Origin of the sequence: Helicobacter japonicus (assembly GCF_000762845.2) — a bacterium.
GTDB lineage: Bacteria > Campylobacterota > Campylobacteria > Campylobacterales > Helicobacteraceae > Helicobacter_C > Helicobacter_C japonicus.
On sequence record NZ_JRMQ02000001.1, the window covers coordinates 130,550 to 145,908 of the forward strand.

Here is a 15,359-nt window from a genome sequence, read left to right on the forward strand (position 1 = left end):
TAAGTCATCACCTAAATATGTATGCTTTAAATGCGTGGGATAAAGCAAATCCCTACTTCGCGCTTTTGCTCATAGCTCACATATCCATTGACTTGCTTTTTATCCACATAGGCTTTGATTTTCTCCTCATCTGGCTCACCTTGATGCATACTAATATGCCATTTTATGTCATTTATGGCTTTTTGTATGTCTGATTTATAGGTATATCCTGCCTCTTTATAACAATATGTAGGCTCTTTATATCCTAGCTCTTTAAGCCATTGCAAAGCTTGAGGCAACCCCACAGGAAGCTCAACCTTGATATTGTGTGCTGCAAAAATCTCATCTAAAAACGAGCTTTCTCTCACTCTGCCCCAGCCTATATAGCATAGCCCCTCTTTGCCTACACCTAAAGCCTTTTTGAATCCTGCAAGATTATTGAGTGCGGGAGTCATAGAAGCAAAGGCAATATCAATCTCTCCCAAAGATTCTATATTGAACTCTTCCCACGAGCTTACAAATGTAGTGATATTCTCTAATCCCAAACCTCTTGCATCTTCTTGCAAATGTGAAAGCATTGTTTGGGAAATATCTGTGGCATAAATGTGCTTTGTTTCAAAAGCAAGTTGCAAGGCAAATCGCCCATTTCCTGCACCAATATCAAGCAAAGTTTTATCCTTAAATGCCACATTTTGGGCACGAAAGAAATCTAAGATTTCTAAAGTATCCTCTGTATCTTTTTGAAAGCGCGGAAAAGTCTGTGCCTTTTTATCCCATAGCTGCTTACTCAATTGTTGCTCCTTTTTGCAAAATCTAAACTCATAAACCTTGCAATCTGTAATACTCCTCATCACTTAATGGCTCAAGAAATATCTCATAAAATTTTTGTGCGTGTGTCTTTGCCACCTCATCACTAATAAGTTCAGGGTGAATCTTGCTATACGCCCACACTAAACCCACACTTTGCATTATACTTGGCGGACGCATAAGCCAATTACTCGGCGTTGAAGGCGCATAAAATACCTTCTTATTTTGCAACGCGTTTAAGGCTTGCCATTTTTCATTTGGATTTTCAAGCAATTCCTTAAATAATGGAATCTCACGTACAAAAATCACTTGTAGATTGACTTTAGCCAAAAGCTCAAAATCAATTTGAGTTTGTTGCTCTGTGCTTATCATATCACAGCTTATAGCATTTACCCCGCCGATTTGATAGGCTAAGTCTTTTTTATCTTCACTTGCACTACATTGTGTTTTAAGCCCATCAAAGCCTTGTGCAAAATATATACTCGGGCGCACAGAATGAGAATCTTGTGTTGAATGTGCTTCTTGTGTTTCATTAGATTCTAAAGCGTGTTGCGCATTATGCAAAAGCTCATTGCTTTGTGCTAGAAAATCGAGTAATCTTTCACCTCTTGGCTTGATAAGCTCACTACAAGCTTCATTTTTACTTAAAGATTGTGTAATTGCTTCAATCGCATTTTTAGATTCCTCATAAGAAAAAAGTGGGACTTTCACAGCTTCTATACCGATTTTTGTATAAGGTTCAATTACAGAATCTAAAGTATTATCAGCAAAAAATATCACATCAGGCTTTAGTGATGCAATTTCCTCAAAATTGAGATTCTTGCCTGTGTGTCCTAAAATAGGTAACTCTGCTGTGCCCTCTGGCATAAAAGGTATATCTTCAGGGTATGGCTTATAGTTAAGCCCTATCAAACCTTCTGGATAAAGTATCTCTAACATCACAGTAAGAGCAGGGTTTGCACCAAAAACTTTTAACTCACATTGTTTTTGTTCCTGCTCTTGTTTTTCTACTTCTTGTGTTACCTCTTTGGACTGCTCTTGTTTATCGCCACAAGCTACAAATACTAATGCCGCACATACTATCATAAACAACTTACGCATATTTTTCTCCTTAATCACTACATTTAAGAATCTAAAACTTATATTCCACACTTGCCATTACCCTACGTCCTGCCATATAATAGCCACTGCCATAGAAGTAATTTTTATCAAGCAAGTTAAACGCCCCAAGTGAGAGTTGCAAAGGCTCAATCGGACGATAATTTGCCTTTACATCAAGGAGAAAAATATCGTTATTTTGCCCATAGGCTGTAGGTGGGCTGTTTCTACTTCCACCAACGCTATAATATTGCTTACTTTGAAATGTCGCTAAACCTATCAAATCAATCTGTTTTATAGGTGAAATCACCAAAGTCGCATTGGCAATATGATTTGGATAATCTAAAATGCGTGAGCCATCAACCCCATAGCTTGTTCCTGCAGTATTTGTTGCCTTACGCTCCACATAAGAATAATTTATGCCAAAGTTTATTTTATCCTCTAAGAATCCTTGCTTTAAGCTCACTTCTGCTCCATAAGAATAGCCCTCTTTGGCATTTTCTAAACGCATACACTCGCTTCCTATAATACAACTACTATCAGGTGCGCTAACAGATAAAAGCATATTATTTAAATCATTATAAAAAGTAGCAAAAGATATTTGTGTAGATTCATAGTTAAAATCTACTCCTACTTCATAGTTTATAGCACTCTCATTTTGTAAGCTAGGATTTGGCGCACGATTGCCCCACATCGTAGAATATCGCTCTTTTAGAGTTAAAAGTTTGCTTTTTCGCCCAATATTAAGATGCAAAGTCGTGTAGTCATTTAAACTTGCATATCCAATACCTTGCAATGTCCAACCATAAATGCTATAAGTTTTATCTTCCACATCTGCAATTTTTACTTTAAGCATATCATTTCTATCATAGCTACCATTGATAGCAAAGCGGAATATACTATTTAAAGTTTGAGCGTATTCGGCAAAGATTGAAGTAGAAATATCTTTGAGTTTATCATCACTTCGAGTAAAAGTAGAGTTATTGCTTGTCCAACGCGTAAGCGTGTTGTTGTGATTATCTTGTCTAACATTAAGCCCAACTTTGAGATTCTTATATTCATCAAAATCAAAATTGAGTGTCTCTATAAGCCCTAAAGTAAAATCATCATAAACTGATGTGTAAGGCTGAGTAAGAGATACACTTGAACCTGCCCAATTTGTTTGAGAGATACTACTACCATTGTAACTTCCAATTACCTGAAGTTTATTATCAAAGCTATCATAATATAACTTTGAATTAAGAGAAAGGACATCATTAAACTTAGAATTTCCTAGTATATATGCGGTTATCTTGTCATAATTAGGCCAATTCCACCAATTCGTGCTCGTGTCATTAGCATTCATCATACCGCCTTTTTCACCCTTTTGATAAACAAGATTCAAAGAATATTCGTGATTCTCATTTGGTTCAAAGCCTACTTTTGCGCGCAAAGTATGATTTTTGTAATTTGAATTTACTTTGTCTTTGGTAGGTTGTAGCTGTGTTGGAGTAAATTTAGCTGAAAGTGGCAAAGAATCCCTATCGGTATAAGCATAGCTTAGCTGATAATACACCTTGCCTAAATTACTTCCTATGGATAAAGCAGCCTGATTTTCATTGTTACTTACAAAGCCATATTTAGCACTCACTTCTAGCTTGTCCTTAGGTTTAGAAGTTACTATATTTACTGCTCCACCGAGTGTATTCACTCCATAAATAGGGCTTGTATAGCCTTTGCTGACATTAATTTCAGAGATACCAAAAGAACTAAATTGACTCCAATCACTTTGTCTATCATAAATACTATGCACAGGGATTCCATCAATAAACAACCCTATATGAATCGTGCTAAATCCTCGTATGCCAAGCATTGGCTCACCTCTACCTGCTGCTGGTGGCTGATAAAACACTCCGGGTGTATAGCGCAAAGCACTTGCAACATCGTTTGAAGCAGTATTTGCAATATCCTTGCTTGTGATAATTCCTAAAGTGGCATTAGTATCCGCTTTTTTACTTGTTGTTATCTCAATGCGCCCCAAATCATAGACATCTTCTGCGACAGAGAGCTCACACAAGCAAGTAAGCAACAGCCCCCCCCTAAACTTAGTCTAGTATATTGAGACAATAATACATTCTGCATACTCTTTCCCCCTGTATTAAAAAATATATTTCGATAATTCTAAAAGATAAGAACTTAAATATATATTAAAATTATATAAAGAGCATAGGTTGAAAATCAAAATAGAGAAAATGACAAAAAAACATAAAATGTGCTACAATATTGCACTTTATGAGCTTAAACTTACACAAAAGAGAGAGAATGAATACACTTCCCATAAGCGTAACAATCTTAGTCAAAAATGCACAAGAAACATTGCAAGAATGTTTAGAATCTCTAAAGCGATTTGATGAGGTGATTTTACTTGATAATGGTAGCACTGATAAAACTTTAGAAATAGCACGCAACTTCTCTAATGTGCGGATTTTTGAGAGTGAATTTATCGGCTTTGGTGCGTTGAAAAACTTAGCGATAAGCTATACCAAGCACGATTGGATTTTGAGTATTGATTCTGATGAAGTGCTTGAATCTAGCACACTTGCTCTCATTGAATCTTTAGAACTCAATTCCCATACAATTTACGCACTGCCGCGTAAAAATCTCTATAATGGAGAGTGGATAAAGGCGTGTGGGTGGTATCCAGACTATGTGTGGCGACTTTTTAATAAAACTTTCACGCGCTTTAATGATAATTTTGTTCATGAAAGTGTGATAATCCCCAAAGATGCACACACACTCAAACTCTCAAGCGGAATAAAACATTATGCTTATGATAATATCGCTCATCTGCTTGAAAAACTCCAACGATACTCAAGCCTTTGGGCAGAGCAAAATACACATAAAAAATCAAGTCCATTGAAAGCAATCACGCACGGATTTTGGACATTTTTTAGAGATTATTTTTTCAAAAAAGGTATTTTTTATGGATATAAAGGCTTTGTGATTGCTACTTGCAATGGATTAGGCACTTTTTTTAAATATATGAAGCTTTATGAGCTTCAAAGCACGACCCCCCCCCAACTATCTTCGCTTATCATCACTACTTATAATCAAAAAGAAAGACTAGCCTTAGTGCTAGATTCTGTAAAAAATCTTGCGCTTTTGCCAAGTGAAGTGCTTATTGCCGATGATGGCAGCACAGAGGATACAAAAGCATTGATAGAATCTTATGCAAAAGACTTTCCTTGTCCTTTAAGACATATTTGGCAAGAGGATAAGGGCTTTCGCTTAAGTGAGATTCGTAATCGTGCCATAAATGCGGCAAATGGAGAATATATCATTATTATTGATGGCGATATGATTTTAGATTCTCATTTTATAAAAGAACATCTACACTTTGCAAAAAAAGGTGTATTTTTGCAAGGCTCTCGTGTGATTTTAGATAAAAGCACCACACAGAACATTATGGATTCTCACGCAAAAGACGCATTTACTTTGGCTTACGCACGAGGTGGATTCAAAGCAAGGAGATGTGCTTTGCTCTCATCATTTGTTTTCAACACTTCACGCATTAGGGCGGATTTTTTTGACAAAAAAGACTTTATCAAAGGCATTCGCGGGTGTAATATGAGCTTTTATAAGGCTGATTGTGTAAGCATCAATGGCTTTAATGAATCATTTATTGGCTGGGGGAGGGAAGATTCTGAATTTGTAGCAAGATTTTTATTTAATGGCGGAGAGATGAGGCGGCTAAAATTTGCTGGCATTGCCTATCATCTCTATCACCCTGAAAATCCCCGCACGATGCTAGAATCTAATCATAATATCTACCTACAAACCCTAGCAAATAAAAATCGCTATTGTGAAAAGGGCATAGAAAGCAACGAGTAGGATAATATTTAGACATTTTGTGTATTTTCAAAGCGTGCTACTGCACTTTGTGCTACATTCATCTTTTGCGCTATTTCTTTTTGTGTCAATTTAGAATCTATTCTCGCCTTTATGAGTTGCTCTTGAATATTAGAATTTTTAACTTTAGCTCCTCTTAGTTGTTTCCTTGTATGCTGCATTTACCTTGCTCAAGATAGCTTTTTTGTGTTTTTAGCTCTTTATCATAATCTTTTACATTACTCTTATCTCCCACTTTACGCATTCTACTCTTAAGAAAGGCTTTGTTTGTAGCAAGGAGACTTCTTTGGGATTCATAGCCATTAAGGCTAATCCCTGCAATATCTAAAAGTGTGTGCATTAAATCATCATTCATATATTTTTGATTTTGTGCTTTTTGTATTCTTTTATAAAGTTGTGGGTGCTTTTGTATAAAACTATCACTTACATAAATAATAAAAGGAATCTCCACCATAAAACGCGAGATTTTAGAATCTGAATGTCCTATGAAATTTCTAAAGTCATAGATTTCTTCTCCGTGGTCGCTAAAATAAATCACTATGCTATCGCTTCTTTCAAATCTTTTGATAATCTCACTTAAGATAAAATCACCATAGAGGGTGGCGTTATCATAGTGCATATTTTCCTCTATATTTGCACTTTTTTGAGGTGAATTATCCTCTTGGCAAAGCATATCTTTTGGCGTAAAATGTGCGAAATTGGTTGGATAGCGGTTATAATATTTGGCGTGATTTCCCATTAAATGCAGGGCATAAAATATAGGCTTTGTGTGAGTTAGGCTAGATTCTAATTTTTGCTCTGTATTTTCATCTGCACCTTGTTGCAAACCTTCTTGCTCTAGCTGCTCATTTTTAAGAATCTCTAGAATACTCTCATCAAATTTTGTCGTGCTCATCTTATCATTGACATTGACAAATATTGCCTCATCTGCGCGTTTTAATATCGTAGCTGCCGCATTGCCAAAGAGACTTACAGGCTCTTGATTTGATATGCTAATGGTGTGATAGCCCCCTAGCTTAAAAGCATCAATGATGTTTAAAAACTCATACCATTGCTTTTTTGAAAATTTTTTATGTATTGTTTGAATGCCTTGTGAATCTTGATTTGCCAATGTTAGACTAAGTGAAAGGCTTTCGTGAGTTTGGGCGTGAGGAGAAATAACATCACTAAACACAAAAAGATTATTTGGTTTAGAATCTTTAAGATTATCTAAAAGTGGTGTGGTAGGTAATGGATATCCATAAAGGCTTAATTTACCTCTTTGGGTAGATTCTCCAATGACAAGCACAATATTATCAATATTGTTCTTTGCTTTTTTGACTTGCAAGGATTGAGCAAGATTATCAAAATTGGCGTTTAGTTTTTTATATTCCTTTATGAATCCTCGAGTGTTTTCAATGGCACGATAGATTTGCTTTGTGTAGTTATATATCATATCACTCCAATCCTCATTGAGCGGCTTTGTGTGTGTGAAAATCATCGCCAAAACAGCGCAGAGGAGACATACAAATACAGCGTAGATTCTGTATAGAATCTTTTTGCTCGGGCTAAATGGCTTTATCTTACGCCACAATAGGATAATCATTAGCCCAAAAAACGCATAAAGCACACAAAGCGAAAAAGTGATATAATTATGTAAAAATTCCGCACTCTCCTGTGGGTTTGTCTCTAGAGCAACTATGACGAGGTAAGAATTGAGATTGCTATCAAAAGTGTAAAGCAAAAATACATCGATGATAAAAAAAAGTAGGCTAAGCACAAAAATTGTGTAGGCGATAATGCGTGAGAAACTATGAGGGAGCAAAGAGAGTAGAGAAAAAATGAGAAAATAGCTTACGCAAAGCAAACTTTCTCGGTAAAAAAACGAGCTAAACCAATATAAATCCCAATGCTTTGTATAAACATAATACTGTGAGCCTAGCAACACAATGGTGTTGAGCACAATGAGAATGACAAAGATTCTAAAAAGTGTGATGTTGGCAAAAAGCTTCATTCAAGTTCCAGTTTATACATAATCAAATACCGCGCGGCAAAGTAAAATATGATACTAAGAAACAATTTATCTATATTTAAAAAACTAAAAAAAGGGGTTAAAATTGCAAATGGAATCCATATAAGATGAATAACAAGTGCGATTCCAAAGCCTTTAAATAGCACAAAAGTGCGCACTTTGAGAGCATTAAGCAAAGCCGTAATAAAGAGTATAAGCGTTATATAAAATATAACTATAGTCAATGTATGAAAAAATATTATCAAGACTTCTTGTGTGTATATAACTGATAAGAGTCTTACAAAAGATTCTGGGTCATAAAGTATTTTCATAGAGACGGGGGCAAAATAAATTCCAAATACCGCCCAAAAGGCAAGAACGATAATCTTAGAGAGCAAAATAGCATCAAGACTAAGAGGCAAAGTAAGTGTCAAATATCCCCTACTTCCAAAAATCTCTACCCAAAAGCTCTGAAATGCACGCACTATAAGTAATGCACCAAAAGCAATAAAACTGCCTACTATAAGAGTAATAAGCAACACTTTCATCACATCATTAGCCAAAAACAATTCATAAAAAAACCATTTTCTTGAAAATGATATTTCACAAAATTCTAATAATAATAGGGCAAGTATTCCTATCCCATAAGTAAAGGCAAGAGGCATAGCACTTGATAAAAATTCATATTTAAAAAATGTGAAAAATCCTTTCATTTGCCTTCTCCATTTATGAAATCTCCTGCAAGAGTATCTAAACGTGATATTTCAGCTTTAAATGCTACTTGGAGATTTTCATATTTATCTGTGAGCGATTCCACACTTTCATAGTGTAACACACGCCCTTGATATAAAAATATCACATCATCTAAAATAGGTTGCACATCATTGACAAGATGCGTAGCAAGAATCACACTTGAATGCTTTGGAACATAACTTTTAAGTAATTCAAAAACTTTCTCTCTTGAGTAAGGATCAACTCCGGCAATAGGCTCATCAAGAATATAAATCTTCGCTTGACGCGCAAGGGCAAGGATAAGATGTAATTTTTCAATATTCCCTTTGGAGAGGCTTTTAATAGAAGATTCTAAAGGAATATGTAAAATCTCACACATTTGCCTTGCCTTATTTTCATCAAAATCAGCAAAAAAATCTGTAAAATATCTCATACATTGCACTGCATTCATTCTTGGATTTAAGATATTTCTATCAGGCAAATATGCAGTGATTTGTTTAGTATAGAGGCTTGGTTTATGTCCATCAAGTAAAACTTCACCTTGATATTGACGCAAAAGCCCTACAAGAATCTTAATCAAAGTGCTTTTGCCGCTACCATTTGGTCCAAGCAAACCAACGATTTTACCTTGAGGAATGTTGAGATTCACATCGCACAAAGCATTGATGTGAGTATAAGTTTTGCTTAAATGTGTGATTTGGACAAGATTAGATTCATTCATCTCTCACTCCATTTTTGTGTATGAGAATAATAAGGAAACAAGACTAGCTCTCCTTGCTCTTTAAAAGAGAAGAAGAGTAGATATTACGCATTAGAGTTTAGACTCGTAACGGCGGAGCATATAAAGTCGTTTAAGCATTTTTTTCTTTGCATTGATTTTTTGTTTTTTACGCTTTTCAGTTTTAGATTCAAAAAATCTCCTTGCACGCACTTCAGTTACGACAAGGTTGCGGTCGGTTTGTTTTTTGAACTTTCTGTATGCTTCTTCAAAAGATTCGCTTTCTTTCACTTTAATACCAGGCATTACCTTTCACCTACTTTCTTTTAAGATTAAGGCGGTATTTTACTTTGATTTTGTTGTAAATTTTCTTAAAGATGCAAACTCATAAAGTGAGTTTTAAGAAAATTTCGCTAGAATGCCAAGCTTACTTCACATTTGTGCTCGTAGCTCAGCTGAATAGAGCAACAGGTTGCGGTCCTGTAGGTCGGGGGTTTGAATCCCTCCGAGCACGCCATTCTTCAACATAAAAACAATACTTTTTAAGACTTATTTTCTCACACTATGCTTTTTTGTATATAGCTAGAAAGATTGCAATAATTTGGAAAATTTTAAAGTAAAAATAGTCAAGGGGAAAAACGCATTAGAGAAATGCAAAATGTTTAGTTCAAACCTTTTAACCAAACTTTTTGCATTATATTTGATATTTGGCTCTGTTTAAAAAGATTAATCTCTTGCTGCACGCAAATATGTAGGGACTTCTAGCTCATCTCCAAACAAGCCATTTTCTTCTTTAAAGTTTCGAGAGACAATACGGAAACTCTCATTGATTTTTTGAATCCCCTCTTCTTGTGCTGTTTTAGTCTGTGCTTGTGAATTGCTACTTGTAACAATTTCTTTTTCAAAGCCTGTAGCAATCACGGTAACACGCACATAATTTTCATCTACATCTGTGCGAGTATGTGTGCCATAAATCACATCTGCATACTCATCAGCAACAGAATGGATAATCTCCATTGCTTCATTTACACCAAGAAGTGGATGATTTTCGTGAAATTCAAAGCTTACAAGCACACCTTTTGCACCCTTAATAGAGATATTATCAAGCAAAGGAGATTCTGTTGCTTCACGCATAGCATCAATAGCCGCATTATCACTTGTAGCCTCACCAATACCCATAAGTGCCAAGCCTTTATAACTCATAACTGTTCTTGCATCAGCAAAATCCACATTAATGTCTTTTGGTCCATGGTTTAATATCATATTTGACATACCATTTACAGCACGAGCAAGCACATCATCAACAATTTCTAAAGATTCTTTATAGCCAAGTCGAGGGGGGATAATAGAGAGCAATCTTTCATTTGGAATCACTACAATACAATCACTTTCTGCCTTAAGATTCTGTAAGCCTTCTTCGGCAAATTTTGCACGTTTATTTCCCTCCGATTTAAAAGGTTTAGTAACAACAGAAATTGTGAGCGCACCTATTTCTTTTGCAGCTTTAGCAATTACAGGTGCTGCACCTGTGCCTGTGCCTCCACCAAGTCCTGCGGAAACAAACACGATATGTGAGCCACTTAATGCTGCTTTAATCTCTTCATAAGTCTCTAGTGCTGCTTTTTCACCAACTTCTGGTCGCATACCTGCACCCAAGCCACCTGTAAGCTTCTCGCCAAGAATCATTTTCACATCTGCATTAGCCGTATATAAATCTTGCATATCTGTATTAGCCGCAATAAGCTTAACTGCCTTATGTGGATTTGTATTTGCAAGATGACTTATCATATGAGAGCCACCGCCACCTACACCAATCGTTGTAATCACTACGCCTTGTGGTCGTGGCTGAATTTCTTGAATGTCAATAACATTATTATTCATTTATGTTCCCTCTCTTTCAGAATAATTGGCTAAGCCATTTATAGAATCTTACGAGATAATTCCCGTGTTTATCTTCACTAGAAGTCCTAATTTCTGACAAATCATCAATTTGTGTAATTCTTGAAGTCAATGTTTGCTCCTCAATAGCATTTTTAGGCAATTCGATATTATGTATGCTTGTATTGTCTGTAGTGATACTATTCTTTTTATAAAGAAGTCTCCTCTCACAATCCATTTCATAATTCGTATGCATACCTGCACCATAGAGTATTAATCCCACTGCTGTGGCACCATCTGTGCCCCTTAAGCGGTCAAAAAGCCCATCTACAGCTATGGGTTTTGAGATTCTCACAGGTTTGCGGAAAATACTTGATGCACACTCTTGCATACCCTCAAGGTTTGCCATACCACCTGTAAGCGTAATACCTGCACCAATTTTATCTTTTAATCCACTTTTTTCAATACTTTTTGCCAAAAGTTTCAAAGTCTCCTCAACACGTGCAAAAATAACTGCGTGGATAATTTCTAGGGTTACAGGCTTTGCTACATTTTCGCCTGTCATTATTGATACCTTAATTGATTTTGTCTTATCTTCATCACTTAAAATAAGCTTACCACATTCTATTTTAATCTCTTCGGCTATGCTTGGGTGAGTATTAAGTGCTATAGTTAAATCCATAGTAATATTATGTGAGCCCACACTCAAAAAATCACAATAACGCATAGAGTATCCACTATAAATCATCAAATCACAAGTTTGTCCGCCCATATCCAAACACGCTACACCAAGCTCTTTTTCTTCGTTGCTTAAAACTGCTATTGATGAAGCATAGGCACTTAAAACAATATTTTCAATCTCTAATCCCGCCTCTTGCACAGCGCGTTTAAGATTCTCTAACGCTGTCTTTTTAGCCGTAACAATATGCACAAAAGCTTCGAGGCGCGAGGCACTCATACCCATAGGATCTTCAGCATAACTTTGTCCATCAAGCCTAAACTCATAAGGTAAAGCGTGAATAAGTGTGTGATCTTCAGGGATAGCTGCATTATAAATTGCTGTTTGCATAACGCGGTGAATCTCTTTTAACCCAATTTCATTATTTGGGGCATTCACAATAGCAGACTCACGAATACTTTTTGTGTAAGCCCCAGAAAGTGAAATAATGGCTTTATCAATTTGTTCGCCAGAAACCATTTTAGCATCATTCACAGCATTACGTATCGCTGTTGAAGCCTGCTCAATATTAGTAATAGAGCCTTTACGCACACCTTCGGCTTTGTGCATACCAGTCCCAACAATATGTGGAACACCATCATCTTTGATTTCAGCGATAATAGCACAAATCTTTGTGCTGCCAATATCAATACCTAAAATAATTCGACTCAACTTTTGCCTCACTTGCTTACATCAATGTAAATGGTGGTTTTATAAGTTTTTTCAAGATATTCCGCTAATGCATAAGAAATAGCTTGAAACTTTGCACCTTTAGCCGCTAACTTTATTTCATTAGCATTTTGATTTTGACTAAGCGGCTTTATACTCTGCTCTAGCACACGATATAATACCACTTTATCATCAAACAATACATAGCCTTCTGATTCTTGTGAATCAAAAACACGCGCAAGCAAACGCATTTTTTGGCTTTCTTCAAGTGTAGGTATAGTATGAGGATAGAATCTACTTACAAAGCCAATATCTATGCCACTAAAATTTTTTAGATTCTCTTTTGCAAGGCTTAGAAGGGTTTCTTTTATTTTTTGTGCTTTAAACATTTTTTCTGCTTCTATCTTAGCCTCATCAAAGCTTTGATTAACACTCTCTTTTTTGTGCAAGATTTTCAAAGTTACAAAACCATCATCAACTTCAATAGGCTTCAAAACCTGACCTTCTTGGGCTACTTTCAAATCTTCCACAACTAAATCTAAGCCATTTTGTATCAAAAATCGCTCATTTTCTCTAAACTTACGCACAATACCGCTTTTGTTACCATTTTTTAAGTCCCGATATTCTCTTTTGGCGATACTTTCTGCTTCGACTTTTTGCACATCGTGTATGAGTTTATCCATACTTTGCTCCATACTCATCAAATGCCCATTCTCGTCCAAATAATCACTTTTAAAATTTTCATAATGCTCACTTAATGCTTCTTGTGTAGGGTTACGCTCACTAAAAGGAACTAAAATATATTCAATTTCAAACTCCATAGGTGTTTTCCAATTATCTGCATTAAGTTCCCAAAAAGCCTTCAATTCACTCTCATCAATACTTACCTTTACTTGCGTAGCTGGAATGCTCTTAATCATCAATCTATCATTTATGCTATATGCCATTTCTATCGCATTCTTTTCTGCGCGTGTAGCAGACCATAAAGAAACAGAATCCTCTCTTATATTCATTAAATCTAGCATTTTCCGCGTAAGAAGCATATTGCGTATATCTTCTTCAAATTCACTCGTGCTAAGCTGCATTTCACGCAAGGCTGCTCTATAGATATCTTGACTGAAGCGTCCATTTTCATCGACATATACATTTGCATCAATAATTTCTTGCCCTATCTCTTCATCACTCACTACTAAGCCCAAATCTCGAGCAAAGTTCCGAATCTGCGCTTGTTGCACAATCTGCTGAAGTGCAACTTGAGGTATTCCGAGCTGCTTAGCTTGAGCTTCATCAAGTATGCCTCCAAGCTGTGGAATCTGTGAATATTCTCTAAAGATTCTGCTATATACCCTTTGATATTCAGGCAGACGAATATCAATATCTCCAACTCGTGCCACTTTATCATTATTTAAGCCAAATCCATAAGAACCCCAATTTACCATTCCAGCACCAATAAAAGCAATAGCACTAATCCAAATAGTAATAACAAGCCATTTCTTATGTTTCTGCATCCAAGTAATCATTAATTTATGTAACCTTTAACTTTGTGTGGCAATCTATATTCGTAATTATATCATAAAATAAATGCACTAATCAATTTACAACAAGCATTTTTCATAAGTTTTAATCATAAAATTTACTTATAGGATAAATATTCATACATTGCTTATAAAAAACAATCAAATCAAGTGGTGGACCTTGCAGGATTCGAACCTGCGACCAATCGGTTATGAGCCGAGTGCTCTGACCAGCTGAGCTAAAGGTCCGGATTTGGAGGTGGTATTATACTCAAAAACAAATCTAAAGGCAAGGACACTCTCAAGGATTGTAAAAAGTGTCATAAAAGTAAAAAAACTTGTCCCACCATAACTCATTAATGGCAGGGGAATCCCAACCACAGGAGCTAAACCTATCGTCATACACACATTAATCCCCACATACAAAAAAAGCAATATGGCAATATAGCCCGCCACAACGCGTAAAAAATAATCCTGTGCATAAGCAAAACCTAAACTCAAAATATGCACAACTAGGGCGAAAAAGAATGCCAAAAGTCCAAATGCACCCACTAAGCCAAATCTCTCTACAAAATAAGCAAAAATAAAATCTGTATTGGCATAAGGTAAAAATTTTAATTGAGATTGTGTGGCTTTTTCTTTGGAGTTCCCAAATAAACCGCTTGAACCAATGGCAATGAGAGACTGATTCACTTGGTAGGGGGATTTATCTGATATAAAATCTACAATGCGCTTTTTTTGATAGTCTTTTAGTGGATCTATCACATAAGCAACAGGTGCAAGAATGACAACAACAAGCCCTAATGTAATCCAAATTTTTTTATTCACTCCAATAAAAAAAAGTGTGCCAAATCCAGTGAGTAAAATTACCATTGCTGTGCCTAAATCAGGTTCTTTAAGAATAATAACAAAAGGCAAGAGAATGAAAGAGCTAATAACACAAAATTCTCTTGTGCCATAGCCATTTTTTGGCGGTGGATTCACCGTAATATATGATGCTAGAAACAACATAAGGGCAATTTTCATAATTTCACTTGGCTGAATCGAAAAACTTGTAAAGGGAATATCTACCCAACGTTGCGCTCCTAACTTTTGTGTCCCAATAAAATGCACAAGGATAAGCAAAACAATACATACACTATAAATAATTACAATAAAGCCGTGAATTTGTCTAAAAGGCACAAAAAAAACAAAAAACATCAAAACACAACTTAAAACGATATATTTCACTTGTTTCGCAAACAAAACAGAATCTAGCTCATTCATCAAAAAAAGAGAAAACCCAATAAGTGGAATAAGAAAAATAAATAAAATATAGTCAAAATGTGCTAGAATCCGTCTATCAATCACAATTTTTCCTTAAAATAT

The 15,359-nt window shown here is 35.8% G+C and carries 13 protein-coding genes and 2 tRNA genes; 2 read left to right on the forward strand and 13 right to left on the reverse strand.

Features of this window, described 5'->3' with window-relative positions:
* Window positions 1–26 precede the first annotated feature (26 nt).
* The 3 genes from LS65_RS00565 to LS65_RS00575 are packed head-to-tail and all read right to left on the reverse strand — an operon-like array spanning window position 27 to window position 3,952.
* Window positions 27–770 carry a class I SAM-dependent methyltransferase gene (locus tag LS65_RS00565; protein WP_052061176.1) on the reverse strand — a complete coding sequence of 248 codons (744 nt, stop codon included), beginning with the start codon at window positions 768–770 and terminating at the stop codon, window positions 27–29.
* 28 nt (window positions 771–798) lie between these two features.
* Window positions 799–1,887 (reverse strand): ABC transporter substrate-binding protein, encoded by a 1,089-nt coding sequence (locus tag LS65_RS00570; protein WP_138129724.1) that lies wholly within the window; start codon window positions 1,885–1,887, stop codon window positions 799–801.
* Window positions 1,888–1,918: 31 nt separating this feature from the next.
* On the reverse strand, window positions 1,919–3,952 hold the full coding sequence (locus LS65_RS00575) for a TonB-dependent receptor (protein WP_034363731.1): 2,034 nt from the start codon (window positions 3,950–3,952) through the stop codon (window positions 1,919–1,921).
* A 233-nt stretch (window positions 3,953–4,185) separates the two neighbouring features.
* On the opposite strand from LS65_RS00575, the gene LS65_RS00580 reads away from it, so the two are divergent.
* Window positions 4,186–5,754, forward strand: coding sequence for a glycosyltransferase family 2 protein (locus tag LS65_RS00580; protein WP_034363734.1), 1,569 nt, complete (start codon window positions 4,186–4,188; stop codon window positions 5,752–5,754).
* Window positions 5,755–5,762: 8 nt separating this feature from the next.
* Here the strand turns inward: LS65_RS00580 and LS65_RS00585 are convergent, their stop codons facing one another.
* From LS65_RS00585 to rpsU, 5 genes are all read right to left on the reverse strand, one after another.
* Window positions 5,763–5,933 (reverse strand): helix-turn-helix domain-containing protein, encoded by a 171-nt coding sequence (locus LS65_RS00585; protein WP_138129725.1) that lies wholly within the window; start codon window positions 5,931–5,933, stop codon window positions 5,763–5,765.
* Complete coding sequence (locus LS65_RS00590) at window positions 5,909–7,765, reverse strand: phosphoethanolamine transferase (RefSeq protein ID WP_138129726.1); 1,857 nt, start codon at window positions 7,763–7,765, stop codon at window positions 5,909–5,911. Before LS65_RS00590 ends, LS65_RS00585 begins: the two co-directional genes overlap by 25 nt.
* Window positions 7,762–8,475, reverse strand: coding sequence for a hypothetical protein (locus LS65_RS00595; RefSeq protein WP_034363044.1), 714 nt, complete (start codon window positions 8,473–8,475; stop codon window positions 7,762–7,764). The genes LS65_RS00590 and LS65_RS00595 overlap by 4 nt, the downstream gene beginning before the upstream one ends.
* A complete protein-coding gene (locus LS65_RS00600; protein ID WP_034363041.1) occupies window positions 8,472–9,215 on the reverse strand; it encodes an ABC transporter ATP-binding protein in 744 nt (247 codons plus the stop codon). The genes LS65_RS00595 and LS65_RS00600 overlap by 4 nt, the downstream gene beginning before the upstream one ends.
* Window positions 9,216–9,305: 90 nt before the next feature.
* Window positions 9,306–9,518 carry a 30S ribosomal protein S21 gene (gene rpsU / locus LS65_RS00605; protein ID WP_011115619.1) on the reverse strand — a complete coding sequence of 71 codons (213 nt, stop codon included), beginning with the start codon at window positions 9,516–9,518 and terminating at the stop codon, window positions 9,306–9,308.
* Between the two features lie 134 nt (window positions 9,519–9,652).
* Here rpsU and LS65_RS00610 point away from each other — a divergent pair.
* A tRNA-Arg gene (locus LS65_RS00610) sits at window positions 9,653–9,729 on the forward strand.
* Window positions 9,730–9,938: 209 nt separating this feature from the next.
* Here the strand turns inward: LS65_RS00610 and ftsZ are convergent.
* The 5 genes from ftsZ to LS65_RS00635 all read right to left on the reverse strand — a co-directional run bounded on the left by ftsZ (window position 9,939) and on the right by LS65_RS00635 (window position 15,344).
* Window positions 9,939–11,093: a cell division protein FtsZ gene (gene ftsZ / locus LS65_RS00615; RefSeq protein ID WP_034363038.1), complete on the reverse strand. Its 1,155-nt coding sequence runs from the start codon at window positions 11,091–11,093 to the stop codon at window positions 9,939–9,941.
* Window positions 11,094–11,109: 16 nt separating this feature from the next.
* Window positions 11,110–12,480, reverse strand: a complete 1,371-nt coding sequence (gene ftsA / locus LS65_RS00620) for a cell division protein FtsA (protein ID WP_034363036.1) — start codon at window positions 12,478–12,480, stop codon at window positions 11,110–11,112.
* An 8-nt stretch (window positions 12,481–12,488) separates the two neighbouring features.
* On the reverse strand, window positions 12,489–13,997 hold the full coding sequence (locus LS65_RS00625; RefSeq protein ID WP_034363031.1) for a peptidylprolyl isomerase: 1,509 nt from the start codon (window positions 13,995–13,997) through the stop codon (window positions 12,489–12,491).
* A gap of 166 nt (window positions 13,998–14,163) precedes the next feature.
* Window positions 14,164–14,240, reverse strand: a tRNA-Ile gene (locus LS65_RS00630).
* Window positions 14,202–15,344, reverse strand: coding sequence for an FtsW/RodA/SpoVE family cell cycle protein (locus tag LS65_RS00635; RefSeq protein ID WP_201274300.1), 1,143 nt, complete (start codon window positions 15,342–15,344; stop codon window positions 14,202–14,204). The genes LS65_RS00630 and LS65_RS00635 overlap by 39 nt, the downstream gene beginning before the upstream one ends.
* Window positions 15,345–15,359: the final 15 nt, after the last annotated feature.

Excerpts from the sequence above, each read along its gene's own strand:
- LS65_RS00595 (WP_034363044.1), bottom strand. The coding sequence starts at position 8,475 with ATGAAAGGATTTTTCACATTTTTTAAATATGAATTTTTATCAAGTGCT.
- LS65_RS00570 (WP_138129724.1), bottom strand. The coding sequence starts at position 1,887 with ATGCGTAAGTTGTTTATGATAGTATGTGCGGCATTAGTATTTGTAGCT.
- LS65_RS00600 (WP_034363041.1), bottom strand. The coding sequence starts at position 9,215 with ATGAATGAATCTAATCTTGTCCAAATCACACATTTAAGCAAAACTTAT.
- ftsZ (WP_034363038.1), bottom strand. The coding sequence starts at position 11,093 with ATGAATAATAATGTTATTGACATTCAAGAAATTCAGCCACGACCACAA.
- LS65_RS00585 (WP_138129725.1), bottom strand. The coding sequence starts at position 5,933 with ATGCAGCATACAAGGAAACAACTAAGAGGAGCTAAAGTTAAAAATTCT.
- LS65_RS00590 (WP_138129726.1), bottom strand. The coding sequence starts at position 7,765 with ATGAAGCTTTTTGCCAACATCACACTTTTTAGAATCTTTGTCATTCTC.
- rpsU (WP_011115619.1), bottom strand. The coding sequence starts at position 9,518 with ATGCCTGGTATTAAAGTGAAAGAAAGCGAATCTTTTGAAGAAGCATAC.
- LS65_RS00625 (WP_034363031.1), bottom strand. The coding sequence starts at position 13,997 with ATGATTACTTGGATGCAGAAACATAAGAAATGGCTTGTTATTACTATT.
- LS65_RS00580 (WP_034363734.1), top strand. The coding sequence starts at position 4,186 with ATGAATACACTTCCCATAAGCGTAACAATCTTAGTCAAAAATGCACAA.